Origin of the sequence: Pseudoalteromonas luteoviolacea (assembly GCF_001750165.1) — a bacterium.
Taxonomy (GTDB): Bacteria; Pseudomonadota; Gammaproteobacteria; order Enterobacterales; family Alteromonadaceae; genus Pseudoalteromonas; species Pseudoalteromonas luteoviolacea_G.
In genome coordinates this window covers 551,659-577,507 of sequence record NZ_CP015411.1, presented here as the reverse complement: position 1 = coordinate 577,507, position 25,849 = coordinate 551,659, and the positions used below count along the sequence as shown (strand labels likewise).

Below are 25,849 nucleotides of genomic sequence, written 5' to 3'. Positions count from 1 at the left end.
AGCCAACAAGCTGTAACTATGAAAAATACGCAAGCAAATAGTTTTTTAAAATCTTCAAAAAGTAAACGACTGCTGAGGCTCATTATTGCGGCTGGCTGTTTACTTGCACTACTGTGGATAGCCACCAATACCAGCTTTCGCTCTCATCAGTTACTACATACCAACGCCAATCACACAGGACAAAGCCTTATCAAGCAATTTGCACTTAATGCGGCAGAGCCACTGATACGCATGGATACACCTAGACTCAGAACGCTCAGTAATCATTTAGCCAGTGATGAGTACGTGCTATCAGTCGCAATCTATAATCAAAAAGGGCAATTTATTATTGGTAATGATGGCATAACACAAGCCCCCGATTTTACCGGACTACCTGAAGGTCTCGCGGGGATCAATCCAAGTAAAGATGCCATTGTGAGTAAAATTGAAGATAATGAGCGCACGATAGGCTTTGTTAGTATCGAGTACCTGACAGACGCGGCGATGAGTGAGAGTCACAAACACTTCCATCAGTTAGGACGTATCGTGCTGTTGATGCTCATTATTGTTGGCGTTTTTACTTGGCAAATTGGCCGAGCGCTGACACGTCGCGATGTTAAAAAGCACATTATCAGAGACGAACAACAGCAGGATATAAACGATCAGGAATAAGCTTGCATCACCCAGAGTTCTAACAACAACTCTATCAGCCCAATGCAATTAAATCGAAAACACACGACATGACGTCGCGTACAATGCTTGGGCGATTTCATCCTCGGATTCGTTTCTCAACTGGCACACCTGAGCAAAAATATCTATCAAACGCACGGGGACATTTATCTGCCCTTGGAAACCAAAAACCGGCATTGAAGGCGCATCCGTTTCTAATACAAAACTTGAAAGCGGTAAACGACTCACAACCTCTCGGGTTTTTTTGGCTCGTGGATAAGTAATAGTACCACCCAACCCCAACTTAAAACCTAACTTTAAGTAATACTGGGCTTGTTGCAGTGAACCTGAGAATGCGTGGATCACACCACCGAATTGAGGCGGAGTTTGCTTAAAAGCCTGTGCAATTAAATGATGACTTTGACGATGATGTACAATCATCGGCAAACCCAAGCGATTCGCTAATACTATATGGGATTTAAATAGTGCTTGTTGTAGCTCTAGATCATCGCACTGACTATCGATCCCACATTCCCCGATGGCTACCAACTGCTCGCTATTTTGTTCAGCTAAATCAGCCAAGAGTGCCATTTCGTCACGACTGTGAGCGGTGAGAAAGTAAGGGTGCAAACCAAATGAAATATGGCAACTAGGGTGCTTTTGCGAAAACGCTAATAGACTTTTGCTTTGTGCCAATGATATACCAGGCACCACAAACTGTGTTATGCCAGACGCTAGAGCATCTGACATATATTTCGTTAAGTTATCGGCAAGTTCATCAAAGTCTAAGTGACAATGACTGTCGATAAAGCGCATTTACGGATTTAAACGCTCAATAGACCAATTATCATCAGCTTGCTTCACATACATAAAGCGATCATGTAAGCGATGCTCCCCTCCTTGCCAAAACTCTATTTTATGTGGCACAACACAGTATCCGCCCCAAAAATCTGGTAGGGGAATATCCCCCTTGGCAAACTTACTTTTCATGCCTTCAAATGTTTGCATTAATGCCTGTCTAGATGACACTGGTCGCGATTGCTGAGACGCCCACGCTGCCAGCTGACTCTCTTTGGGACGTGACAAAAAGTACTTAGCAACAGCCGCTGTACTTAATGGTTTTGCTTCACCATAAACAATTACTTGACGTTCAATCGCATGCCACGGAAAGTGTAAAGAGATTTTATTATTTGCGGACAAGTCCTGCGCTTTTTTAGAACCTGTATTGGTAAAAAAGACAAACCCATTTTGATCTAGGTTTTTCAGCAGCACAATACGTTGAGAAGGCTGTCCATCTTTATCAACCGTTGCGACCACCATCGCGGTTGGATCTGCACTAAACTTTGCCTCAACCGCTTGTTTCAACCAAATCTCAAATTGCTCAATGGGGTTATCTTGCAACGTTTCTCGGCGCAACCCACCTTGTACATATTCTCTGCGGATGTCATCTAATTTCATCTTGGCGATTCCTTAGCATTTTTAAACAACTTCACTCTGTCACCAAAAGGAGTGATATGTAAATAAAAAGCCGCCTTGATTGGCGGCTTTTATCGCATTAAAAGTATTCGAACTTACATTTGTTCCATTACTTCAATGCCCAATAAATCTAAGCCGGTGTGAAGTGTTTTAGCCACTAAATTACATAGGACTAAGCGACTATCACGCGCTTGCTCTGAAACATCATCTTTCAAAATAGGACAAGCCTCGTAGAAAGACATATATAAGCTCGCAAGCTCATATAGGTAACCACATAATACGTGTGGTGTCGCCTCATTGATCATCAGATCAAGCACTTCTTCTAGTTGTAAAAGCTTCAATGCAAGTGCTTTTTCTTGCGGCTCTGTAATAACGATATTACCAGCTAAAGTATGACTATCAACATTCGCCTTACGGAAGATACTCTTGACACGTGTGTAAGCATATTGAAGGTAAGGAGCCGTTGCGCCTTCAAAGCTCAACATTGTATCCCAGTTAAAGATATAATCGCTGGTGCGATGCTTTGATAAATCAGCATATTTGACCGCACCAATACCTACTTTACGGGCGATCTCTGCACGTGCTTCTTCAGATAACTCTGATGCGCGTTCAGCCAATTTATCCGATGCACGACCAACGGCTTCATCTAGCAAGTCTGCCAATTTAATGGTGCCACCAGTACGAGTTTTAAATGGTTTACCATCATCTCCCATCATGGTGCCAAACAAACTTGGTTCGTAGCTGGTTTTTTCTTTTAGTAAGCCCGCTTTGCGTGCCGTGATCTCAACCTGATTAAAGTGTAGGCCCTGACGCGCATCAACAAAAATCAAAATACGGTCTACACCTAGTTCATTAGAGCGATAATCACACGCAGCTAAATCAGTTGTAGAATATAAGAAACCACCACCTGATTTTTGTACGATGAAGACAGAAGGCTCACCATCTTTATTCGCTAATTCATCAAGGAATACCACTTGTGCACCTTGGTCTTCTACCGCAATGCCTTTTTCTTTGAGCAGTTCGATTACACCATTAAGACGTGCGTTATATGCACTCTCAGCTTTGATGTCTTCACGGCCAAGAGTTACATTCAGCTTTTTGTAGACTTCTTCAGAGTGTTTTACTGATGTATCGATAAAAAGCTGCCACAATTTTTCACAGTGCGCATCACCACCTTGTAATTTAACAACGTAATCACGTGCTTTATCCGCGAAACCTTCCTCATCATCAAAACGTTTTTTCGCATCGCGATAGAAACTTTCTAAATCTGCCAGTGCCACCGCCTCAAGATCAATACCTTGCTCAAGTAAGTCCTCAAGGTGTGCGATCAACATGCCAAACTGCGTGCCCCAGTCTCCCATATGGTTTTGGCGGATCACCTTGTCACCACGGAATTCAAGTGCACGTACAACAGCGTCACCAATAATCGTTGAACGCAGGTGACCAACGTGCATTTCTTTTGCAAGGTTTGGAGAAGAGTAATCAACAACAACCTTATGCGGTTCCTTGTGCTCAGCGACACCTAGCTTAGCGTCTTGATTTGCCGCTTCTAAGCTTGAGGATAAAAACTCAGGCTTTAAGTGAATATTGATAAAACCTGGGCCAGCAATTTCAGTTTTTGCAGCAACATCGTCGATATCTAAGTTATCAATGATCTTCTGTGCAACTTCTCGCGGATTCGTTTTGAGTGCTTTTGCAGCGCCCATTGCGCCATTGATTTGGTAATCACCAAATTGCGGGCGAGTAGATTGTGTAACCGCTGGATTTGTACCTTCTGGAATGCCCGCAGCTTGCATCGCTGCATTGGCTTTTTCAATTAATAAAGTTTTAATATTCATTTGTTATCCTGTGACCCTTGCCAGCCATCAAACCAGCAAGGTTAAATTCAATTTAAGCGCTTATTAGTGTTCACGTGTATGGTGGAACTTAACATCAGGATAGCGTTCCATTGATAAGTTTAAATTTACACGGCTAGGTGCAATGTAAGTTAAGTTATCACCACCATCAAGGGCCAAGTTTGCTTCACATTTGCGTTTAAACTCAGCCATCTTTTTATCGTCGTCGCACGTTACCCAACGGGCTGTTTGTACCGCCACGCTTTCGTAAATTGCATCTACGTTATATTCAGCTTTCAGGCGTGCTACAACCACATCAAACTGAAGCACACCGACGGCACCTACGATTAAGCTGTTATTTTGTAGTGGTCTAAATACCTGTACCGCACCTTCTTCTGACAGCTGTACTAAACCTTTTAGCAACTGCTTTTGCTTCAGCGGATCTTTTAAACGAATGCTACGGAATAATTCCGGTGCGAAATTTGGAATACCACTGAATTTCAGCTTCTCACCTTGCGTGAAGGTATCACCGATTTGGATTGTACCGTGATTATGCAAGCCAATGATGTCACCCGCATAGGCCTCTTGAGCACGCTCACGGTCACCCGCCATAAAGGTTACTGCGTCGGAGATACTGACTTTTTTGCCAATACGTACATGGTCCATCTTCATGCCTTGCGTATATTTACCTGATACAATTCGCATAAAGGCAATACGGTCACGGTGTTTGGGGTCCATATTCGCTTGAATTTTAAATACGAAGCCTGAGAACTTTTCTTCTTCAGCTTTTACTTCACGCTCTTCAGTTTGACGTGGCATTGGCGTTGGCGCCCACTCTGTTAAACCGTCAAGCATATGGTCAACACCAAAGTTACCTAATGCTGTACCAAAGTAAACAGGTGTTAGCTCACCCGATAAAAACAACTCATGATCAAACTCATTTGATGCACCGATCACCAGCTCTAGCTCTTCACGAAGCTGCTCCGCTAACTCATCACCGATTTCGGCGTCTAGATCTGGATTGTCTAACCCCTTAATGATGCGTTTTTCCTGGATGGTATGACCATGGCCCGTTGCATATAAAATCGTTTCATCACGATGAATGTGGTACACGCCTTTAAACTCTTTACCGCAGCCGATTGGCCAAGTGATAGGCGCACACATGATATTTAGTTCTGTTTCGACTTCGTCCATCACTTCCATTGGGTCGCGGATGTCACGGTCAAGTTTGTTCATGAAAGTCACGATTGGCGTGTCACGTAAGCGAGTAACTTCCATTAATTTACGTGTTCTATCCTCAACACCTTTTGCCGCGTCGATTACCATTAGACATGAGTCAACAGCAGTCAGTGTACGATAAGTATCTTCAGAGAAGTCTTCGTGTCCCGGAGTATCTAGTAGGTTTACCAATGCATCATTATACGGGAACTGCATTACCGAGGTAGTTACCGATATACCACGCTCTTTTTCCATTTCCATCCAGTCAGATTTTGCGTGTTGATTTGAACCACGACCTTTTACCGTACCGGCTTTTTGTAACGCCTTTCCGAATAAAAGTACTTTCTCTGTAATGGTGGTTTTACCCGCATCCGGGTGAGAAATAATGGCAAAAGTACGGCGAAGCGATACTTCTTGCTGGATACTGTTGTTTGACATTGAAAACTCTACTTTTGGCTTATCTGAGTGTGACTATTAACTGATAACACTCGGCTGTGAACACATATCCGCATATTGTCTCTGATCCTGACTATTTAAACAACTTATCGGCGTATAATTTGCGGATAAACTACCACATTCTTTACATTCAGGTGCAACGCCCCAATATCACGAGTTTAATCCCTATGCATGCCATACCGCTATCTTCTGTCACATTGGCTCTTTACACTGCTGGTAAAAAGCCACTATACAATTTTGCTTAAATTGTTAGGATAAGCGCTATCAACCAATAATAAAAAAAACAACCATGACACCAAAACTATTTTTAATCCCGAAACCAAAACCAAATGCAACACTTCGCCTCTTTTGTTTTCCATACGCAGGTGGTTCACCGAGTATTTTTATGTCATGGCTTAGCAAACTACCTGAGCATATTGAAATTGTACTGGTTCAGCTTCCGGGGCGTAGCGCTCGATTAATGGAAGTGCCTTATAACAAAATGAACCAAATTATTGATGAACTTATGCAATATAGTGATTTCATCACAGAAAAGCCTTGCGTGTTCTTTGGTCATAGTTTGGGCAGTCGAGTTGCCTATGAGTTGGCACTGACACTGCATAGAAGTCGCCAAGTATTGCCGCTTAAATTGATTGCATCGGGCAGTCGAGCTCCCTACCTTAAAGGAAATAAGGAACCTATATATCATTTACCAGAAGCAGAGTTTATCGCAGAGCTGCGCGACCTCAATGGCACACCCAAAGAAGTATTAGATAATGCGGAACTGATGGAGCTGTTCCTGCCACTGCTCAGAGCAGATTTCGAAATTGCCGATTGTTATCAAGCTGAAGAATATCCATTACCCATCCCCATTAATGTATTATTTGGCCACGATGATATTGAAGTTACACCATCAATGGTTGATGCTTGGCAGAACTTATCTGCTTTACCTATTACCAAACATGCTTTTAATGGGGGGCATTTCTTTATCAATACACATAGTCAACAAGTAATAGATACCGTTTCACAGCTTATCAATACGAATTAATTTTTACTTTTCTAATTGGCCCTTAGGGGCCTTTATTCCCCCACTCCGAATTTGTGCATGATCCCCCTCAATGTAAACTAACTTTAACCCTAAGTCATAGACATGGGTACGGATTAACAACTACTATATAGTTAATGGTTCACATTCACTTTATAAATGTAACCACATACAAATCTAATAAAAGACCAATTGCTAAGTCATCTGACGCATTCAAAGCAAAAGTCTGTACTATCTCATTGATAAAAAGGAAGACAACAAAGTGAGAAACGTATTTGTTTTATCTATGCTGGCACTGGCTCTCAGTGGCTGTAAAAGCTTGGTAGAGAAAGGAGACAATTTATTCCAAGCAGGTATGTATTCCCAGTCAGCTGAATATTACGAACGAGCACTCAAAGAAGACCCACATGATATTGAAGCGCAAAAAGGCTTAATGCAAGCGCGCAATAAGATATTAGATAAAGGCTTAATTGATGTACGCATGCTGCGCTTAGGTGGCAACCCTACTGGCGCTGCGCTCAGGCTGGAGTCTCTACTGCGAAATCAAATCGAATGGCAAATAGAACCATTCGGCCCCATTGCAAATACACAAAATGAAGAAATCGACTATACAACACAGTGGTTAAAAGCTCGCGCGGCACAATTGGGCCAGTCACGTTTTCCTGATCAATTTCGCTTTTTCGAGCATCGCTATGCTTTTCTTATTAGCAACGCACAGTTACATAGCCAATTTTCAACTTACAGAGCCGCTTTGCAGAATAAAGCACATGCTCAGTGCTCCCGCATGTCTACCAAGGTGAATGATGAACGATTTTTTTTGCGTCAGTTTACAGAAAAATACTGTATGGCATGGGATCTACCACAGAGTTTAGAATCGATTTCTCACGACTCAAGTCGCTATTCGAGCATTGAACTCACCCCTCGATTTAAAGTGAATTTACATCGTACCAGCCGACAAGCTAATTCACTCCACACATCCTCTACTAAACTAAAAAAAATATTCAGAGAGAGCCTGTGGTACAGCCCTGTTGGTGAAAAAACATTTAAGCTCAATTTTGATGCCAGTCTTGAACACATTAGAAATGCAAAACTAGTAAGTAGACAAACACATTTTACGCTGACAGAAGAAAAGCAAAGCAAAGTTGACCCTTCTAACACACTCGATATAGAAGTGAAAAAAGCCTATAGCTACCCCGTGACTGAGTTCACTGAACAATTTAGCATTGATGCAAAATATGCAGGGACAGTCGCTCAACAGCAAATAGAATTTCGTGTTGATGACAGTCAAACGCACTATACTCAAAGCCACCAAGCCGACTTCCCACAACTCAATATAAAACCCGTAAAAGCAACCTTTTTGGATGTGGATGCTAAGCTGGATAAGCAGCTAGATATATTGCAGCTAGATTTTAAAACACAACTAGCGCGTATTTGGACCGAAACGCATTGCAATGGTTTAATCGGTACTCAATATGGTGAATATATTTTACGCTGTGGCAAAATAGCGCCAGACAATGAATTTGTAAATAGTTGGTTTAAAAAGCAGTTTGGTTTAAATTACCAAGAAATGGCGGCACTTTACGCACTTTAACTTCCTTTATCAGCAAGGCAATATGGCTGAACAATTGGATTGCCTTGCGCGTAAAATGGCGACGGCTTACCTTTTCGTAGTAATCGCCACAGTGCTATTTTCATTATAAGCTGAGCGGCGACTTGTTTATGTGACCAAGATCCTTTCACTTCATAAGGGATCTCTCCATTTGCAAACTTACAAAAAACACTACCGGAAGGTCGACCAACACACGCATCTAAGTCTTCTTCAATACAACAATCTAACAAACCAACCAACGGCCAACGCGCACTCAAAGTATTCCCCAAAGGCGTATTACAACATTTTGCAAACCAGCGATGAACACCGCCTAAAGTAACCGTCAAACAAGCGATGTTGCTTTTTCCTTGAGTAAAGATGAGCTGGGAAGCGCTCACTTGAAAAACATCAGAGCCACCATACGCATTTAATACATTTGACTGCTTTAGGTGATTCACAAATGCCTGACAATCATCGCAATAACACACCACCCGATTGTGAAACAGTTTATTACCGTAAGAAACTTGTCCACGTACTTTGCCACATTGACATTTAATGTGTAAACACTGCTCCATAACAACTCTCCTATTAATGATTACATTGCACAAGCGAACTGTGACTATTAATCTTCTTATCCTAGCATTGCACAATCAGACAATAAAACGCATGTCACACTTGGCCTAACTACTACTTCATGCTAGTTTGCTGCAAAACAAAATAAATTTGGGAATTACTATGCCAAAGGCCAGTGAAATAAAAAAACATGCTGCGATTGAATACAACGGTCGCGTAATGATCGTACGTGATATTGAACGTTCAGTACCTCAAGGTCGTGCTGGGGGAAGCCTTTACCGTATGCGTATGTACGATGTTGTCAACAATGGTAAAGTAGATGAAACATTTAAAGCCGAAGAAATGCTTAAACTTGCCGATTTAACTCGTCGTCCTGCAATGTTTTCATATATTGATGGTGAAGAATATGTCTTTATGGATGAAGAAGACTACACGCCTTACCACCTAAACAAAGAAGCTATTTCTGAACAGGTTTTATTTATCAACGAAGATACTAAAGGCCTGTCGGTAGTCGTTGTAGAGGGCAGCCCTGTATCTATCGATTTACCTTCAAGTGTCGAGCTTGTAATTGAAGACACAGCGCCGTCTATTAAAGGAGCTTCTGCCAGTGCACGTACTAAACCAGCAACGCTGACGACTGGTCTAATCGTCCAAGTGCCTGAACATATTTCAACCGGTGATAAAATTAAAATCAACACCACCGAAGTTAAATTTATGAGTCGTGCAGACAGCTAATCTAGCCTATCAAAACAGCCGGTTATCCCGGCTTTTTTATTGCTCCCCCCAAACATAATCAATACTTTTTTCTGTTTTATATATTATCAGCTGTAATTAATACTTTGAATTGGTGTTATTTTGTGCCAATAATAAATGGAACGTTCCAAATAAAAACAATCAAGATAATGGGAGTTAATCATGAAACGGTTTGCACTTTGTGCTTTAGCACTGGCTATCCAATCAACATCTATACATGCGCACTCAGGACATACACACCAAACTATACAAACAACAACACTGAGCGAATGGCAGGATAAAACTAGCTACAAAAAAGGTCACCGAGTAACACATCAAGGCGCAATTTATCAAGCAAACTGGTGGACAGAGGGTGATACACCAGCTATTAATAAATCTGGTGCTTGGCAGTTTGTACAGTTCATTAATAGTGAACTCAGTACACCTAACCCTTGGCTACATGCACAGGTTTATACAAAAGGACATATAGTTGCATTTAAAGGAGAGTTGTATAAAGCCAAATGGTGGACGCTCAACGAAGATCCTAATGTAAGCCAAGTATGGGAAAAAGTTGCGCATGATAAGAAGAACGATCCAATTTCACAGATGAGCCTGATAGGCAACAGCATTACATTAAGTGAGCAAAAAGCAGAATCCCCCGCTGGTGAAGCGCTCAATAATGCATTTGATGGCGATCCCCGTACAAAATACGTCACTCTTAAGCCACAAGGCTGGATACAAGTATCCCTTGAGCAGCCGCAAAGCCTTACCAAATATCAATTGACCTCTGCAAATGATGCACCAGGCAGAGATCCACACAATTGGACATTACAAGGCTCTAATGATGGTGAAAACTGGCAAACCATTGACACACAAAATGGCCAAGCTTTTGACAAGCGTTTTGAACAAAAAACTTACATCGTTGACAATGCAAAACCTTATCAGCACTACCGCTTTGATCTGACTCACAAAGGCACTGATGACTGGGGATATGATTTACTTCAAATCGCCGAAATAGACTTATTTACTAACACTCAACTTCCGATTGCTGGCATCAACAGCGAGACCAGTACTGTTTTTGTTGGAGAAATATTAGAGCTAAAAGATGCGAGTCTCAACCAACCAAATAGCTTTGAATGGCAATTTGAGCAAGGAACTCCGGCCACTAGCTTGGCACAAAACCCAGTGGTCACGTTTGACACCCCAGGTGTCAAAAATATCGAACTGGTGTCTTATAACTGGCATGGCCAAAGTGAAGTCGTGAGCCAAAAAGTGAAGGTTGTCGATCCTGCTAATCCATGGCAAGGCTTCGCCTACCCTGAAATTAAATTTGCCCATGAGGATACAGAAAGTGCAGGCTATAAACGTATCCATCGCCTGTTCCCTGATTTAGAAAAAACCATCAATGATGTGACGCTAAAAGTAAACCAGTATCTTTATAAGCACTATGGTGAATCCCCTGAGTTTGACTCAGTGACCTTTAGTCTAAAATGGATGGATACCCTGGCATATCGCGCCGGTTCTGGACGCAATATGGAGATTGCATTTAGTACCAAATACATCACTGAATCTTTAGCGAATGCAACTGACGAAGAGGTCATTTACGAACTATTAGGGGTATTCTGGCATGAGCTGGTGCATGGCTATCAACACTTTCCAACTGGACATATGGCTGATGGCAATGAAACACATGCAATTGTTGAAGGGATAGCTGACCTTGTGCGGATCCGAGCTGGTTTCCATGCGACAAGAAACCCTTCCCCGTCCAAAAATTGGTTAGGTGGTTACACCAACACAGGGTTTTTCTTATCTTGGATCCAAGATAACTATGACGATGACTTTACATATAAAATCAATCAAATGGTACTTACTAGCCAACGTGAAGGTTGGGAATGGACACTAGTAGAAGCGCTCAAACGCATCTTAAATCAAGATATTAATGTGCTGTGGCAAAAATACCAAGCAACTCTAGGAGCAGCGCCAGAAGCACCTGCTATCCCAGAAGATCAAATTAGCTTAGTGCAGCTAGGAACAGACATCACGGCATCCACAGAGCCTGCTGATCCTATCTATGATATTGCTAAAGCAATCGATGGAGACCGTTACACAAAATATCTAACGATAAACGATCAATCAGACATCACATTCTCTACACATGGAACTGGTCAATTAGTTGCTTATCGCTTAACCGTGGGTGATAACCAACCGAGTCGAGATCCAAGCAATTGGACGCTATTGGGTTCACAAGATGGGCACTCTTGGCAGGAAATTGATGTGCAGTCTAACCAAGTATTTGACCAAAGGCTGGAAACACGCGAGTTTTCACTTGCAGCGACGCAGCACTACCAACATTTCCGCTTTAATTTTTTAAATAGTGGCCAGCAAAGCAATGGTGAGTCTTTATTTCAAATTGCTGAGATAGATTTATTAGCTGACAAAAACACAGTCATGCTTCCAATCACACTTGAAAATTTTGTATTGCTCGGTGGGCAAGCCAGTGCGGAGCACGAAGGCTTTAGCCAATGGGGAGAAGGTTATCAAAGCGCTTTTGATGGCAATTTTGACAACAAATATGTCGCGTTAACGGACAAAGGCTGGTTACAGTTTATAGCCGAACAAGCGCACACGTTAAGCGCCTATAGTATTACCAGTGGTAATGATGCGCCTGAACGCGATCCATCCAGTTGGACATTGCTAGGTTCTAATGACGGTATACAATGGCATGCGATAGATGCTCGGGAGTCGGAGCTCTTTACCGCCCGAAATCAGACTCGGACTTTTCGAGTTGATAACACAGCGGCCTACACACACTATCGTATTGAGCTGACCCATACAGCGACCGATGCTAACGGCAACAACCTGCTGCAACTTTCTGAAATAGGATTATATCGCGCGAAATAAAAACCTATGTCGGGCAATGTGGTAACACTTTGCCCTCCTTAAATTACTGTCACTTCAAAATCAATCACAGCCACCCTTAAACAACCCGAACATAGCTCGAGATAGCGCAAATACTTGAGAAATTATGCAAGCCATCATATGATCCTTAATTGCACAATGAATGGACCTTTAGACGGACTGTAACAGGCATATATGGATATCGGGATAGATGAAAACCAGTAAGCTCAGTATCAGGTTACTTTGGTATATCACACCATTGGTAATTTTACCTTTGCTTTTTCTTGGTGGCTTTACACTCACCAATGTAACCAGTTCAACACAAAAACAAGCAAAGCTCATTGTTGGTCGCTTCGTTGAACAGCAACAGCAAAAAATGTTTAATTACATGGAGATATATCAATCTACAACGAAGCTGCTTTCAACCTCTCCCGTACTCAGTGATTTCTTGCTAGCGCCGCCTGATGATAAACAGCTCAAAACACAGCGCCTCGGTGCATTGATGGATGTTTTCGCGAGTTACAGTGAAGCCTACCCAGATATTTTAAGCATCAACCTCGTCGATGCAGACGGTAATAGCCATGCCTTTTATTCCAGCAATTTAAGCTTTGCTCCAGACGCCTATCCATTTTTTGACCAAGTTCTTAAAAGCAATTTACGTCAGCAACAATACATGCTGCCAGCCAAAGAAGGTGGAACACAGCTCTACTTTGTACAGCAAATCTATAGCGTCAACTTTCACCTAAAAAGGCCACAACGACAAGGCTATATTATCGTTCGAGTTGCGCCATCAATTATAAGTAGCAGTATTCTCGAAGCCCCTTATGACAACACTTTAAACTTATTAGTATCTGCACAAGGTGAGGTGCTTTTTTCATCTGATGGTCAATTCTCATCTAGTTACCTCAGCGCTGAAGAAATGGCTCAGGTGAGTTCATTAGCCGATAGAGGCAAATTAGACTCCATCGTTTTACCCTCTGTGGATGGACTTAAGCGCATGACTTACAGTGCACAGCTCAGCGGTGGTTATTATTATATTTCAACGATTCCCAAAAGCATTCTTTATCAATCAGGTAAGGCGATCAGTCTTATCACTGCCCTGATAGTTATTCTGTCCGTTGTCACCTTACCTGTGTTGATATTTATTGTTGTGCGTAACCTACTACTTACGCCAATTGAATTGCTCGGGGAAGCCAGCCATCGGGTTGGTGATGGCGATTTATCAGTATTTTTGCCAGCCCATGACGACGATGAAGTGGGCACGCTATTTGATGACTTTAACCACATGGTAAAGCAGATCCGAGACTTCCAAGGCGAATTAGAAGACTATAAGCTTCACCTCGAAGAAAAAGTAGAAAGCCGAACACGTGCATTGGAAGAAATGAATAGCCAGCTGGAAGTAGCGATTACTGAAGCAGAGCAAGCTAACCAACTGAAAAGCCGTTTCTTAGCTAACATGAGCCATGAAATTCGTACCCCTTTGACTGCAATTATGGGATTTACAGAGCAACTTTTGCACAATCCTGGAGCCAAAAATGCGGACTTACATTTAGACACTATTTTACGTAACTCAAAGCACTTATTAGAACTGATCAATAACATTCTCGACCTATCAAAGATTGAAGCCGAAAAGCTCGAGGTGGAACAAAATGCCATTGAATTTTTACCACTATTAAAAGATATTGAATCTATTATTCAACCACTTGCTGAGGAAAAGCAGCTTGAGTTAACACTGGATTATGCATTCCCATTACCCAAAGCGCTCAATAGTGATGAGACACGCCTAAAACAAATCCTACTGAATATTGCCAGTAACGCCGTTAAATTTACTGAACAAGGATTTATTTCCATTGGGATTAATTTTAACCCACAACAAGACCAATTTATCTTTGTCATTAAAGATACAGGAATTGGTATGTCAGAAAGTGAAATGGAAAGGGTATTTAAACCATTTGAGCAAGCAGATACCACCACAACACGACGATTTGGCGGCACCGGACTTGGGTTATGTATTTCTAAAAACCTAGCACAATTACTCGGTGGAGATGTACAGGTTAGCAGTGAGCAAGGGAATGGTAGCACCTTTACCATTGCTATTTCGGCTAACCACTGCAACCTGGGTATCGAGTGGATTGATTGTGACACCTATATTCAAAATCAAACAAGCAGCGCTCAAAAACTGACAGAGACGCAGTTAGAAGCCACTATATTGCTCGCCGAAGATAATAAAGATAACCAAGAGTTAATTTCATTATTATTAAGCTCTTGGGGCCTTAAACCTGATATTGCAAATAATGGTGCAGAAGCGGTAGAAATGTCACTGATCAATGATTACGACTTAATTTTGATGGATATGCAAATGCCAGTAATGGGGGGTCTAGAAGCAACTGAAATGCTCAGACACGCCGCCTATGATGGGCCGATTGTCGCATTAACTGCTAATATCATGAAAAATGACATTGATACCTATTTGGCTGCCGGGTGTAACGCCACACTTGGCAAGCCCATCGATAGAGAAAAGCTCGGCACGGTGCTACTCGAGTTTCTTGAGCTCGCCAGTGACAATGCCTCGAAGTGGAATAACCTTCTAAAAAGCGAAAAGTTCCTACAAATCAGTCAGAACTATTTAGAAAAACTACCGGAGCAACTCGAGCTCGTAGAATCACTGTATGAGAATCAGGAGTGGGACTCTTTACGTGCACTTGCTCATAGTTTAAAAGGTAGTGCCGGCTGCTTTGGCTTTAGTAATATTCATAGTGCTGCGGGTGAGCTGGAAACGAGCTTACAAGAAAACAACAAAGCACAATGGCAATATACTACTCTACAACTCACCCAAGCAATTCAATATACATTAGATAATGAAGATGTTCAGCTACAAGCTGCGAGATGAGCTAGTTATGTGTTTTGAGATTCTGTAAATTGCATTCCCATTAGAATCGCGTCTTCTTTGCCAGTCTCAGTCGGGTAGTAGTTTTTTCTCCTACCCATCACACTCAAACCAACTTTGTCATATAGCGCGATCGCAGACTGGTTAGATGCTCTGACTTCCAAAAACAAGTTTTCAGCCTGTTCATCCACACACTGTTTTATCAATGCATGCATCAGTTCGGTCGCAATGCCTTTCCCTTGATGGTGTGGGTGTACGCAAATATTCATTAGGGTGTAGTCTGGTCCAGCTCGTTCAGCAATAAAATACCCGATCAGCCCAGCTTCACTATCACGACAAACATTAAAATAACGACCACCGATGCATGAAGAGAGCGTTTTTTCGCTCCATGGGTGGCTGTGGCAAGCGTTTTCAATCTCCATGACTTGGTCAATCGGAAATTGCGCCAATGCCTCACTACGCAGATACAGCATGATATATCACCCGCCATAATTGTTGCTTTTGCTCTGTGCTTAATACTGAGTCAGGTAAGGTCAACGTGTTCCCTTGCAGGGAAATAGACTCACCCGACATAACAACTAAATTATCGATATTAATCGCTAAAGCGATATCTTCAGCGAGACGCACCGGTAAAATCAAAGGTACAGAGGTATTTTGCACGCTTTCTGTATCAGCATGTGTATTGTATTTTGCTTTCAGCTTAAGTGGTGTTAAACCAAGTAATTGAGCATGTATAGGATGCATGATAAAAATACTTTTTTACTGAGTCTAAATGGTCGAAGTAAAAGATTCAATTACGTGGGTAAAGTAAGAAGTGGCAGGGGCGGCAGGACTCGAACCCGCAACCATCGGTTTTGGAGACCGCTGTTCTACCAATTGGAACTACGCCCCTGCAATGTCGACGCATTATAAAGAGCTTTTAGAAAAGGTAAAGAGGAAAAATACATTTTTTTGTTTGTTTGCACTTTTTATAAACAAAAAGGCGAATATTTATTATATTCGCCTTTTTTTCATTCAATTAGCTTGTGCTAATTATCATTATTCCCACTCGATAGTCGCAGGTGGTTTGCCTGAGATATCGTAAACAACGCGAGAAATACCATCAATTTCATTAATGATACGGTTTGATACCAGACCTAAGAAGTCATATGGTAAATGTGACCAACGCGCCGTCATGAAGTCAATTGTTTCTACACAGCGTAATGATACAACCCAGTCGTATTTACGTGCATCACCCATTACGCCTACCGATTTAACCGGAAGGAATACAGTGAATGCTTGAGATACTTTGTGGTAGATGTCTGCTTTATGAAGCTCTTCAATGAAGATAGCATCTGCACGACGCAGTAGATCACAGTATTCTTTCTTGATTTCACCAAGTACACGCACACCTAAACCAGGACCTGGGAATGGGTGACGGTAAAGCATGTCGTAAGGTAAACCTAACTCAAGGCCAATCTTACGTACTTCATCTTTAAACAGCTCACGAAGTGGTTCGACGAGACCCATTTCCATATCGTCAGGTAGACCACCTACATTATGGTGAGACTTGATCACGTGCGCCTTACCTGTTTTAGATGCCGCTGACTCGATGACGTCTGGGTAAATCGTACCTTGCGCTAACCATTTAGCATTTTTCAACTTTTTAGATTCAGCATCGAATACGTCAATGAACGTATGACCAATTGCTTTACGCTTATCTTCAGGATCTGAAAGACCAGCTAGATCATTTAGGAACTGCTCTTCAGCATCCACTTTGATGATATTCAGGCCGAACTTATCGCCAAACATTTCCATTACTTGCTGACCTTCGTTTAAACGAAGTAAACCGTTATCAACAAATACACACGTTAATCTCTTACCAATCGCACGGTGAATAAGCATGGCCACAACAGATGAATCAACACCGCCTGAAAGGCCTAGGATAACTTCGTCATCGCCGACTTTCTCTTTGATACGCTCAACCGCATCTTCAATGATCTGCGAAGGTGTCCAAAGTTTCTCACAGCCACAGATATCAATCGCAAAACGCTCTAACAAACGAGTACCTTGCTGCGTGTGTGTCACTTCTGGGTGGAATTGCACACCATAGAAACGTTTTTCTTCCCAAGACATTGCCGCGTGTGGACACGTATCCGTTTTTGCACTTGTTACAAATGTGTCAGGGACTTCAACTACTTTATCGCCGTGGCTCATCCATACGTCAAGATGACCAATGCCATCTTCAATGTGATCTTCAATCGCTTCGAATAAGGCACAGTTGCCAACTTTTTCAACTTTTGCGTAACCAAACTCTTTCTTATCAGAGCTATGTACTTTACCACCAAGCTGCATCGCCATTGTTTGCATGCCGTAACATACACCAAGTACAGGTACACCTGCCTCGAACACATACTCTGGTGCTCTTGGGCTATTTTCTTCTGTGGTTGACTCTGGACCACCAGACAGGATGATACCCTGAGGGTTGAATTCACGGATCTGCTCTTCCGTTACATCCCACGCCCAAAGTTCACAGTAAACGCCAATCTCACGTACACGACGTGCAATTAACTGCGTGTATTGAGAACCGAAGTCTAAGATCAAAATACGGGAATCATGGATGTCTTTGCTCATTGATAATCTCGTTAGTTAGGAAACGATAAAATTAGTAAAGCACAGCTAACCTGCTTTACCAGAATTAAAAAGGGCTAGCTGCTGCTAGCCCTGACAATTTTGCGGGCTCAACGCACGTTGGCCGGCTTAACCTAAGCGATAGTTAGGCGCTTCTTTGGTAATTTGTACATCGTGTACGTGAGATTCACCCATACCTGCTGATGTAACACGTACAAACTCAGGTTTGATGTTCAGTTCAGCGATTGTTGCACAACCTGTTAAGCCCATTGCACTGCGTATACCACCAATTTGCTGGTGAATGATCGCAGCAATTGGGCCCTTGTATGCAACGCGGCCTTCAATGCCTTCTGGCACAAGCTTGTCTGCTTGGTTGCTCTTCTGGAAGTAACGGTCTGAAGAACCTTCTTTTTGGTTCATCGCACCTAGAGAGCCCATACCACGGTAAGACTTGTAGTAACGGCCTTGATACAGTTCAACTTCACCCGGTGACTCTTCAGTACCAGCAAGCATTGAACCAACCATAACGCACGCTGCACCAGCTACAAGGGCTTTAACAATGTCACCAGAATAGCGAATACCGCCATCGGCAATGACTGGAATATCACGATCTTTTAGCGCTTCAACAGCATCTGAAATCGCAGTGATTTGTGGTACACCACACCCTGTAACAATACGTGTTGTACAAATTGAGCCTGGGCCAATACCTACTTTAACAGCATTTGCACCAGCATCAGCAAGGGCAAGGGCACCTGCGCCTGTTGCAACGTTACCCGCAACAATTTGTAGCTCAGGGTAAGCTGCACGCGTGGCTTTAACGCGGTCAATTACGCCTTGAGAATGGCCATGAGATGTGTCAATTAATAAGATATCCACACCAGCCTCAACCAATGCAGCAATACGCTCATCAGTACCGGCGCCAACACCCACAGCAGCACCAACACGTAAACGACCTTGTGCGTCTTTACATGCGTTCGGCTTTTCTTGTGCTTTTTGATAATCTTTAACAGTGATCATGCCTTTCAGTGCGAAAGCATCGTCAACCACTAAGATTTTCTCAATGCGGTGCTCGTGCATAAGACCAAGGATCTCTTCACGACCTGCGCCCTCTTTCACAGTCACTAAGTCTGCTTTTTTCGTCATCACTGACGAAACTGGCTTATCTAACTGAGTTTCAAAACGCATATCACGACTTGTCACAATGCCTTCTAACTGGTTATCAGCACCCACTACTGGGAAGCCTGAAAACCCTTTTTCTTCAGCAAGGGCAATTGTTTCAGCAATTGTTTTGTCAGCTGTCACTGTGACTGGGAAAGTAACAATACCTGCTTCGTAAGTTTTTACTTTACGAACATTGTCGGCTTGCTCTTCGATGGTCATGTTTTTGTGAATAAAGCCAATGCCGCCTTCTTGCGCTAGGGCAATCGCTAAGCGTGCTTCAGTAACTGTGTCCATTGACGCAGAAACAAGTGGCAGGTTAAGCTCGATATCGCGTGTCAGACGAGTTTTAAGACTCGCTGTGTGCGGTAGAACAGTTGAATGAGCGGGTACTAGTAGTACGTCGTCAAAAGTAAGGGCTTCTTTTGCAATTCTTAGCATGTGTGCGGCTTCTCTCAAGTGAATTCTGAGTATAAGGAATTGCGTGCGCATTTTATCAGCGTTCCTTATGTGAGTAAACAAAATTTAGCAAAAAATGTGCTAAAGTGTCTGTGAATTTTTTATGGAGCTCGGTATGTCGTTGCCACAAAACAACAAAGTTTATACAGTTTCGCGTCTAAATCGCGAAATTCGCGGTTTATTAGAACAAGGTTTCGCTTCTCTAGAATTGACGGGTGAAATTTCAAACTTTGTCGCCCCTGCATCTGGGCATTGGTACTTTTCTTTAAAAGATGAAAAAGCCCAAGTAAAAGCAGCAATGTGGCGAGGGAACAATAGATATTGTAAATACCGCCCTGAAAATGGCGCACAAGTACAAGTCAAAGCACGAGTCTCTGTTTACGAACCTCGTGGTGATTATCAACTCATTGTTGAGCAAATGGCACCCGCGGGCGAAGGCTTACTCAAGCAACAATTTGAAGCGTTGCAAATGCAGCTGGCGGCAGAAGGCCTATTCAACAGCTTCCATAAAAAGTCACTCCCACAGCAAATCAATCGTATTGGTGTTGTGACCTCAGCAACGGGTGCAGCTATCAAAGACATCCTATCGGTTTTGAAACGCCGCGCCCCACAATTAGAGGTCACCATTTATCCGACACTTGTACAAGGAACAGGTGCTGGCGCACAGATCGCTGAGAAAATAGCACTGGCAGATAAACGTAATGAAGTTGATATACTTATTGTTGGTCGCGGTGGAGGCTCGCTGGAGGACCTGTGGTGCTTTAACGAGGAGGTCGTCGCCCGTGCTATTTTTGCCTGCAACCTCCCTATTATAAGTGCTGTAGGCCATGAAATAGATACTACCATCAGTGATTACGTCGCTGATTTGCGCGCCCCCACCCCCTCAGCTGCCGCAGAGTTGGTGAGCCCCGATAGCAACGAACTCATCGGTTATGTGAAAGATAGAAAACAGCGTCTAACTCACGCCTTAAAACGCAAGTTATATGATGAACAACAACATATTGCGCGCTTGCAGCAACGTTTAAGCTTACAGCATCCGCAAAATCAATTGATGCAACAAGTCCAACGAGTCGATGAACTACAGCAACGCTTAATCAGAGCACTACAATATCAACAGCAAAAACAGCATCACAAAGTCAATGTACTAGAACATGCCTTACTCAAATTCCATCCTGAGAAGCGTTTGAATACCGCCAAAGCTAAGCTTGAAAGGCTAACATCAACACTTCACAACACGATGACCCAACAAAATACTAACCAGAAAAATCAGTTGGCTGTCTTAGCGGCAAGACTCGATAGCGTGAGTCCATTAGCCGTTCTATCTCGTGGTTATAGTATCACTCAAAAAGCCAACCATGTTGTAACTTCGATATCAGACGTACAAACAGGTGATGCACTCGTTACCCAATTAGTCGATGGGCAGGTGCACACTAAGGTAACAAACATTACAAAACCCAAAGAGTAAGTTAGTATTCACCACCTAGCTCACTACTTGTTTTTAAACTGAGGTGAATTTGCATTGTGCCTTTGTTTTGCACTGCCGTTACGGTTTTAAATTGCTTCATCCAAGGCATACGTAACAAAGCAGTGTGTACCTGTTGCCAATTCGCAACACCGGAGTGTGGTTGAGCGGTAAAATTCAATTGGCAAACATGTTGCTTACATTGAGAGGTAAGCAAAGTGATGTCATCATGTAACTGGGCTTCGTATAAAAAGTCTTCAGTAAACAACTCCACTTCAGACGCCCACACTTCGTCCCGACTTTGCTGTGCAAAAATCGCCTTTAATCGGTGAGCTACATTAAAAGTCGGCGTAACCGGCCCAGAATTAGATTGAAGCGCAGACAGCTGTGCTTTTAACCTTGCGTTGTCTTCTTTTAAGCGCTGGTTGAGAGCAACAAGCGCCTCACTGTGATGGGTATCGCTAGAAGATAAGTGCACACCTTCATTCACTTCTTGCTCAATAGGCAACCCCTTTAAAGGTCGCTCGTGATTTATTACAGATTGGGGACTCGATGACAAAGTTGATACATCGTCCACGTGTGGCGAGACCGAACGAATGCTATGTATCTCATACAGACCGCATGTCAATAACATACCTGCAATAAATGCACACAGCAAAGAGGTCCGGTGTCGCATCCGCAAGCAAACGCTCTAGAGCATTGCACTCGTATGGGAGTCATTGATACGACTAATGGCATCGTCTAAGAAGTTCTGATCCATACTCTCAGCAGGACATGGACAATTTGGTTTGCCGACGACTTTGGCTGGTACTCCCACCACAGTAGTATGCGGCGCGACGGCCTTAAGTACTACTGAGCCTGCACCAATGCGCGCTCCTTCTCCGACTTCAATGTTACCCAGTACTTTTACACCTGCTCCAATTAACACACCCGCACGTATCTTAGGGTGTCGATCACCTTGCTCATTACCTGTACCGCCAAGCGTGACCGATTGTAATATGGAAACGTTATCTTCAATCACCGCGGTTTCACCGATAACTATACCAGTCGCATGGTCAAGCATAATACCATGGCCGACTTTACAAGCAGGATGGATGTCAACGCCAAAAACTTCAGAGGTGCGGCTTTGAATAAAACGGGCGAGCTCTTTGCGCTGTTGTCGCCATAGGCAGTATGCGAGACGGTGTGCTTGTAATGCATGGAAACCCTTCAAGTTTAAAATCACGTTAAGATAACTATCGGCAGCAGGGTCTCGATCTTTAACAGCTTTGATATCATGGGCGACATGCGTCAGCATTCGGTCACAATCAACGAAGGCCTGATCAAACAATTCTCGTATGGTAAATGCAGACACGACAGCGTCTGACAGCTTATTTGCAACAATGAAACTCAGCGCCGACCCCAGACATTCATGGTTGAGTACACTCGAATATACGTGACTGGCGAGCAGGGGCTCTTTTTGAACCAGCTCTTGTGCTTCTTCTCTCAATTGTTGCCAAATTTCGTGTCTCATAATTTTTACATGCCTGTCATTTACTCACATTTCTTATCTTAGCGCGCATCACCATTTGATAGCACTAGCAAGTGTCGAATTTCTAGTTATTAATTATAACCTAAGGTTCCTATAATGGTGTTTTTTTAACGCATATGCAACTTAATAGGTACAAATAAAAACGCCCCGCAAAAGCGAGGCGTTTAAAAGGTCCACACAGTTTCAAGATTTATTTAAATAAATCCTGTGCAGGGATCACTTCAATGTTTTTAGCAGGTACTGCTAGCTTGTAGCTTTCTATGACCTTATCTTCATCAAGTAAAGCCTGTGGTTTGCTGACATTGTATTTAAGTGGTGACACGGTTTCGTTAGCCAGACGCTGCTTCATGTCTTCTCCATCACCGGTGACAAACACATAATGCATATTCTCTGTTTGAAGGTTTTCGCGGATCACGCGGTTGACATCTTCTAAACTCAAACTCGCTAGCTGTGAACGTACCAAGCTTACAAACTCATCGGTGTTATAAAATTGACTGTCCAGTGCATAGCCAAGCTGTCTATCCTGACTCGCGACTAATTGAGGCACGTAATTATTTAAGAAGTTACGTGTTGCTTCAAAATCTTTTTCACTCATCCCCTGCTTAATCATTTTATCCAGCTCATACACCGCGACACGAGTAGCAAAATGCGCATCATTGTTTGAGCGAAGTGGACGTAACCAAACTTGGAAGATCTGCTCAGAGCGACCTAAGTTCGCATCAGGCATAGTTTGGTACATACCGCGTGGGAAGTATTCTATGTAAGCATAATCGCCATAGTTCATACCGCGAGTTTGACGAATTCGGTCAAATAGGAAAGCGCCTGAATTACGGTGCTCACCAAAGTATGAACGCACTAACCAAAGCGCTGTCCAATCTTTGCTACTGCGTACCGTATCAATGGGGAAACCAAATGACACCGCCGTTGATTTAGCGCTTTTCTCGACTACGGTCGCATGAACCCCTTCTAGTGCAGGCGCATCAGCAACATTTAAACGCTTTTCTTCACCCTTTGGTAAACGCGTTAAGTCTTGTATCAATTTCGCCTTCAAATCATCATTTAGCGCACCTGTTAAACCTAGATTTAACTTCGCTTGAGTGAACTGGCTGTGATAGAAATCCTTCACATCTTGCAATGTGAGCGCTTCTAAATCTGTCAAATCACCTAGATTGAGGCTTTCATAGGCATGGCCTTGATATAGCTTGTGATAAAGCACCTCTTTACCCAGCTCTTCATCATTGGACGACTTTAAGTCTGAATTAATGTTATCAATCAGCTCTTTTTTCAAGCGACTAAAGTCATCTTCTCTAAAACCAGGATTAAGAAGTTGCTCTCCAACTAATGCATACCACTGCTGTGCATTGTCTTTATGCACACGACCACGCAGTGCAATCATCTCTTTGTCTACTTGGTGAGCAAAGCTACCCGCTAGCGGGTACATGGCTTTTTGGATTTCTTTATATGACTTGGTGGCACTGCCCCCTTTAGCAAGCATTGCGGCGGTCAAAGCAGCAACCCCTTTTTTCCCCACCGGATCAGCAGCCGCACCCGTGTAAAATAACCAGTTCACATCAACTAGCGGTGAATTAGACGTTTTATCTAGTACGGTAAAGTGTTGCTCTGTCGGCTGGTTTAGCTTAGCTGTTAGTGCGTTAAGATCCACTTCTTTATCAAAACCAGTGATCTCAGCTTTTGCTGACATCGTTACGGTATTTCGTCCAGAGTCAACGAAGTACTTATTAGCAACTCGGCGGATATCCTCAGGAGTCACAGTGTCTGCCGTTGCATACATTTGATTGATGACCTCAGGGTCACGCTCAAAATGTACATAGCTTGCCAACATCGATGCGATTGCCTTTGACGAATCTAGCTCATTGGCAAAGCTATAACGCTTATTTGATTTCAGTGCCGCTAGCTTACCTTCATCCACCAATTCAGCACGCGCTGTCGCGTAAGTACGGTTAACCGCATCTCGAACAGTAACTAAGTCTTGTTCGTTTTCTACTTTAACGAACACATGTAAAAGACCTGGATCTTTTGTTTCCGCATTGTATGTGATCAACTGTGTCGCAATTTGCTTATCAACCACCAGCTCTTGGTATAGCTTTGAATTTTTCGAGAAATAAAGCTCTGAAATCAAATCTACTGCTGCACGATCTTTTTTCGTCGGCTCCCATGCTGGCCCTTTGTATGACACTAACAACCAATGGCCCGGTTGACCTTCATTGACGACATGCTGGTATCTTGCTGCTTGCTGTTTTGGTTCAGCAGGGATCTCTGCCTGATATTCACCACGTTTCCACTCACCCCAGTGTTTTTTTACCATATCCACTGTCGCTTTAGGCTCTACGTCACCCACAATGATAATGGTTGCATATTCAGGTTTGTAAAAGCGCTCGAAGAATAAATCCGCATAAGCCATTTGATCCGGCATCGCCTCAATGTCTTCAAAAAAGCCCATCGTAGTGTGCTTATAGGTGTGCTCATCAAAGGCATTCTCACGTACAGCCCCAAGCAACTTCCGTAAAGGATTGGCATTGTTTTTAAGGTATTCACCTTTTACCGTCAGCGCTTCTGTGCGAAATTGCTCTTCACTGAAGTGCAGGTTTTGGAAAATATCAGATTGGATTTCAAGGACTTTATCTAAGTGCTCTTTTGAAAAGCTCAGATAATAATTGGTGTAATCATTCGTCGTATAGGCGCGATTATCCACCCCTGAATTTTTAATAATATCTTTGTAAATCACTTCCGGATATTTTTTTGAACCTTTAAACATCATGTGCTCAAAAAAATGTGCAAAGCCAGTTTTGCCGTCTTCTATTTCATTACGCGACCCCACTGAAACCGGGATCTGTAAAGACACCACATCAGGGTAGTCTGTTTTAACCACCATGACACGTAAGCCGTTATCAAGCTCTTCGAGTACGTAATCATGCGCAAATACTTTGTTAGCAACGGTGTCGACATCAGCCACAGCACTGTTCGGTTGGCCATGGGTGTTATTCATATTATTTGCAGCACACCCCGTGAGTGCCAAGGTGACGGCAAGGCTGGTTGCCAGAAGCTTAAATTTCATATGCATCCCTAATGTTTATCGTTTTTTGTCTCTGTATGCCTGTGCACAACACAGGTTTATCTCCTGATTATGCCTTAAAGTCAGTAGAAATCTTGTATATATCGACAAATAACGTAAAAACCTCCCCATAAGCTAACGAAACATTGTGCACCATAATTTGCTTAAATTTCAGTCCTTATGAAAAAAAGTCATATTTAATGAAGTAAATTCAATAAAAA

Annotated in this window: 19 protein-coding genes and 1 tRNA gene; 7 read left to right on the top strand and 13 right to left on the bottom strand. The window is 42.8% G+C overall.

From position 1 onward, the window contains the following. The first annotated feature begins 18 nt into the window (after positions 1-18). The gene (locus S4054249_RS02405; protein WP_046357447.1) at positions 19-651 is read left to right on the top strand and encodes an AhpA/YtjB family protein; all 633 of its coding nucleotides are present in this window, start codon (positions 19-21) and stop codon (positions 649-651) included. Between the two features lie 48 nt (positions 652-699). On the opposite strand, the gene S4054249_RS02400 is transcribed toward S4054249_RS02405, so the two are convergent. From S4054249_RS02400 to prfC, 4 genes are all read right to left on the bottom strand, one after another. Beyond that, the gene (locus tag S4054249_RS02400) at positions 700-1,464 is read right to left on the bottom strand and encodes a TatD family hydrolase (RefSeq protein ID WP_046357446.1); all 765 of its coding nucleotides are present in this window, start codon (positions 1,462-1,464) and stop codon (positions 700-702) included. Then, on the bottom strand, positions 1,465-2,106 hold the full coding sequence (pdxH, locus tag S4054249_RS02395; protein ID WP_046357445.1) for a pyridoxamine 5'-phosphate oxidase: 642 nt from the start codon (positions 2,104-2,106) through the stop codon (positions 1,465-1,467). It abuts the gene before it with no gap. 113 nt (positions 2,107-2,219) lie between these two features. Beyond that, positions 2,220-3,962: an arginine--tRNA ligase gene (gene argS / locus S4054249_RS02390; protein WP_046357444.1), complete on the bottom strand. Its 1,743-nt coding sequence runs from the start codon at positions 3,960-3,962 to the stop codon at positions 2,220-2,222. Between the two features lie 63 nt (positions 3,963-4,025). After that, positions 4,026-5,615, bottom strand: a complete 1,590-nt coding sequence (gene prfC / locus S4054249_RS02385; protein ID WP_046357443.1) for a peptide chain release factor 3 — start codon at positions 5,613-5,615, stop codon at positions 4,026-4,028. 307 nt (positions 5,616-5,922) lie between these two features. Here prfC and S4054249_RS02380 point away from each other — a divergent pair, with 307 nt between their 5' ends. Then, positions 5,923-6,660: a thioesterase II family protein gene (locus S4054249_RS02380; protein WP_046357442.1), complete on the top strand. Its 738-nt coding sequence runs from the start codon at positions 5,923-5,925 to the stop codon at positions 6,658-6,660. Between the two features lie 259 nt (positions 6,661-6,919). After that, positions 6,920-8,248, top strand: coding sequence for a tetratricopeptide repeat protein (locus tag S4054249_RS02375; RefSeq protein ID WP_145924970.1), 1,329 nt, complete (start codon positions 6,920-6,922; stop codon positions 8,246-8,248). Here the strand turns inward: S4054249_RS02375 and S4054249_RS02370 are convergent. After that, on the bottom strand, positions 8,245-8,820 hold the full coding sequence (locus S4054249_RS02370) for a DUF6151 family protein (RefSeq protein WP_052961075.1): 576 nt from the start codon (positions 8,818-8,820) through the stop codon (positions 8,245-8,247). The genes S4054249_RS02375 and S4054249_RS02370 overlap by 4 nt on opposite strands. A 160-nt stretch (positions 8,821-8,980) precedes the next feature. Here S4054249_RS02370 and efpL point away from each other — a divergent pair, with 160 nt between their 5' ends. The 3 genes from efpL to S4054249_RS02355 all read left to right on the top strand — a co-directional run bounded on the left by efpL (position 8,981) and on the right by S4054249_RS02355 (position 15,338). Then, positions 8,981-9,553 (top strand): elongation factor P-like protein EfpL, encoded by a 573-nt coding sequence (efpL, locus tag S4054249_RS02365; protein WP_046357440.1) that lies wholly within the window; start codon positions 8,981-8,983, stop codon positions 9,551-9,553. Between the two features lie 180 nt (positions 9,554-9,733). Then, positions 9,734-12,451: a basic secretory protein-like protein gene (locus S4054249_RS02360; RefSeq protein WP_052961074.1), complete on the top strand. Its 2,718-nt coding sequence runs from the start codon at positions 9,734-9,736 to the stop codon at positions 12,449-12,451. 208 nt (positions 12,452-12,659) lie between these two features. Beyond that, a complete protein-coding gene (locus tag S4054249_RS02355) occupies positions 12,660-15,338 on the top strand; it encodes a hybrid sensor histidine kinase/response regulator (protein WP_046357439.1) in 2,679 nt (892 codons plus the stop codon). Positions 15,339-15,343: 5 nt separating this feature from the next. Here S4054249_RS02355 and rimI read toward each other — a convergent pair whose 3' ends face one another. The 5 genes from rimI to guaB form a co-directional block, all read right to left on the bottom strand. Continuing rightward, complete coding sequence (rimI, locus tag S4054249_RS02350) at positions 15,344-15,808, bottom strand: ribosomal protein S18-alanine N-acetyltransferase (RefSeq protein WP_080928426.1); 465 nt, start codon at positions 15,806-15,808, stop codon at positions 15,344-15,346. Next, the gene (locus tag S4054249_RS02345; RefSeq protein WP_046357438.1) at positions 15,792-16,079 is read right to left on the bottom strand and encodes a hypothetical protein; all 288 of its coding nucleotides are present in this window, start codon (positions 16,077-16,079) and stop codon (positions 15,792-15,794) included. The genes rimI and S4054249_RS02345 overlap by 17 nt, the downstream gene beginning before the upstream one ends. A 71-nt stretch (positions 16,080-16,150) precedes the next feature. After that, positions 16,151-16,227: transfer RNA gene (locus S4054249_RS02340), tRNA-Trp, on the bottom strand. 146 nt (positions 16,228-16,373) lie between these two features. Next, the gene (guaA, locus tag S4054249_RS02335) at positions 16,374-17,948 is read right to left on the bottom strand and encodes a glutamine-hydrolyzing GMP synthase (protein WP_046357437.1); all 1,575 of its coding nucleotides are present in this window, start codon (positions 17,946-17,948) and stop codon (positions 16,374-16,376) included. A gap of 126 nt (positions 17,949-18,074) precedes the next feature. Next, positions 18,075-19,544, bottom strand: coding sequence for an IMP dehydrogenase (guaB, locus tag S4054249_RS02330; RefSeq protein WP_046357452.1), 1,470 nt, complete (start codon positions 19,542-19,544; stop codon positions 18,075-18,077). Between the two features lie 133 nt (positions 19,545-19,677). Here guaB and xseA point away from each other — a divergent pair, with 133 nt between their 5' ends. Next, on the top strand, positions 19,678-21,027 hold the full coding sequence (gene xseA, locus S4054249_RS02325) for an exodeoxyribonuclease VII large subunit (protein WP_046357436.1): 1,350 nt from the start codon (positions 19,678-19,680) through the stop codon (positions 21,025-21,027). 1 nt (position 21,028) lies between these two features. Here the strand turns inward: xseA and S4054249_RS02320 are convergent, their stop codons facing one another. From S4054249_RS02320 to S4054249_RS02310, 3 genes are all read right to left on the bottom strand, one after another. Further along, positions 21,029-21,700, bottom strand: a complete 672-nt coding sequence (locus tag S4054249_RS02320) for a hypothetical protein (protein WP_145924969.1) — start codon at positions 21,698-21,700, stop codon at positions 21,029-21,031. Positions 21,701-21,715: 15 nt separating this feature from the next. Further along, entirely contained in the window at positions 21,716-22,537 is an 822-nt protein-coding gene (gene cysE / locus S4054249_RS02315; RefSeq protein WP_046357434.1) for a serine O-acetyltransferase, read from the bottom strand. Between the two features lie 208 nt (positions 22,538-22,745). Beyond that, positions 22,746-25,631 carry a M16 family metallopeptidase gene (locus tag S4054249_RS02310; RefSeq protein WP_046357433.1) on the bottom strand — a complete coding sequence of 962 codons (2,886 nt, stop codon included), beginning with the start codon at positions 25,629-25,631 and terminating at the stop codon, positions 22,746-22,748. Positions 25,632-25,849: the final 218 nt, after the last annotated feature.

Excerpts from the sequence above, each read along its gene's own strand:
- S4054249_RS02405 (WP_046357447.1), top strand. The coding sequence starts at position 19 with ATGAAAAATACGCAAGCAAATAGTTTTTTAAAATCTTCAAAAAGTAAA.
- S4054249_RS02400 (WP_046357446.1), bottom strand. The coding sequence starts at position 1,464 with ATGCGCTTTATCGACAGTCATTGTCACTTAGACTTTGATGAACTTGCC.
- pdxH (WP_046357445.1), bottom strand. The coding sequence starts at position 2,106 with ATGAAATTAGATGACATCCGCAGAGAATATGTACAAGGTGGGTTGCGC.
- argS (WP_046357444.1), bottom strand. The coding sequence starts at position 3,962 with ATGAATATTAAAACTTTATTAATTGAAAAAGCCAATGCAGCGATGCAA.
- prfC (WP_046357443.1), bottom strand. The coding sequence starts at position 5,615 with ATGTCAAACAACAGTATCCAGCAAGAAGTATCGCTTCGCCGTACTTTT.
- S4054249_RS02380 (WP_046357442.1), top strand. The coding sequence starts at position 5,923 with ATGACACCAAAACTATTTTTAATCCCGAAACCAAAACCAAATGCAACA.
- S4054249_RS02370 (WP_052961075.1), bottom strand. The coding sequence starts at position 8,820 with ATGGAGCAGTGTTTACACATTAAATGTCAATGTGGCAAAGTACGTGGA.
- efpL (WP_046357440.1), top strand. The coding sequence starts at position 8,981 with ATGCCAAAGGCCAGTGAAATAAAAAAACATGCTGCGATTGAATACAAC.
- S4054249_RS02360 (WP_052961074.1), top strand. The coding sequence starts at position 9,734 with ATGAAACGGTTTGCACTTTGTGCTTTAGCACTGGCTATCCAATCAACA.
- S4054249_RS02355 (WP_046357439.1), top strand. The coding sequence starts at position 12,660 with ATGAAAACCAGTAAGCTCAGTATCAGGTTACTTTGGTATATCACACCA.
- rimI (WP_080928426.1), bottom strand. The coding sequence starts at position 15,808 with ATGCTGTATCTGCGTAGTGAGGCATTGGCGCAATTTCCGATTGACCAA.
- S4054249_RS02345 (WP_046357438.1), bottom strand. The coding sequence starts at position 16,079 with ATGCATCCTATACATGCTCAATTACTTGGTTTAACACCACTTAAGCTG.
- guaA (WP_046357437.1), bottom strand. The coding sequence starts at position 17,948 with ATGAGCAAAGACATCCATGATTCCCGTATTTTGATCTTAGACTTCGGT.
- guaB (WP_046357452.1), bottom strand. The coding sequence starts at position 19,544 with ATGCTAAGAATTGCAAAAGAAGCCCTTACTTTTGACGACGTACTACTA.
- xseA (WP_046357436.1), top strand. The coding sequence starts at position 19,678 with ATGTCGTTGCCACAAAACAACAAAGTTTATACAGTTTCGCGTCTAAAT.
- S4054249_RS02320 (WP_145924969.1), bottom strand. The coding sequence starts at position 21,700 with ATGCGACACCGGACCTCTTTGCTGTGTGCATTTATTGCAGGTATGTTA.
- cysE (WP_046357434.1), bottom strand. The coding sequence starts at position 22,537 with ATGAGACACGAAATTTGGCAACAATTGAGAGAAGAAGCACAAGAGCTG.
- S4054249_RS02310 (WP_046357433.1), bottom strand. The coding sequence starts at position 25,631 with ATGAAATTTAAGCTTCTGGCAACCAGCCTTGCCGTCACCTTGGCACTC.